This window comes from Citrobacter sp. wls619 (genome assembly GCF_005281345.1).
Taxonomy (GTDB): domain Bacteria; phylum Pseudomonadota; class Gammaproteobacteria; order Enterobacterales; family Enterobacteriaceae; genus Citrobacter.
On the sequence record NZ_SZXJ01000017.1, the window covers coordinates 1 to 611 of the forward strand.

Annotated in this window: 1 protein-coding gene; it reads left to right on the forward strand. The window is 40.1% G+C overall.

The window, feature by feature from the left end:
• Positions 1 to 361, forward strand: a 361-nt coding sequence (locus FDX19_RS01915) for a hypothetical protein (RefSeq protein ID WP_212734698.1), incomplete at its 5' end; no start/stop codon positions are given.
• Positions 362 to 611 lie beyond the last annotated feature (250 nt).

Genomic DNA, 611 nt, shown 5'->3' on the forward strand with positions numbered 1-611 from the left:
ACATTATCCCCGGGCTACAAATGGACGGACTGAACCTCTGCCAGGGCGAAGCAGAATGATTAATGAGGAATTTTATCCCTATAAAAGGATAAACCATCTGATAGGGAATCTGGTGGAACTTTCATTTACGGGTCGTGTCTATTTCTATACCTATCGGCTTGATAATAATATTGAACGCGTTCTGTTCAGACCGATAATTCATACTGATGAGATGGTGATACTGACAGACCCTTTGACGTTGAAGCACGGCGAAAAGGTAAAACTGGTTTATCCGGATGGCTATGTCGAATACGGAAACCCTTTTCCCGATTTTGATCGATTGCAGAAAATCAGGCACGAGCGCCAACAAACCAGTAACTAATGTAATATTCAGTCATGATAAATTTTACCAGAAAAACGTAATCACTATATTTTATCTGGTGAAACGAACATAACCATTCTAATTCATCTTAGGGGGGGCAGGGGAATATGTCATTTATGAGTTGTCCACATGGTTATATAAAAGTAAAACACAATAAACGTCTGCTTCTCACCATATTTTATCTGCTGCTGTCCGGATGTGACGGCAGTTTCATTTTTTCCGATGTCAGAAAAGTCACCATAGCAATGGA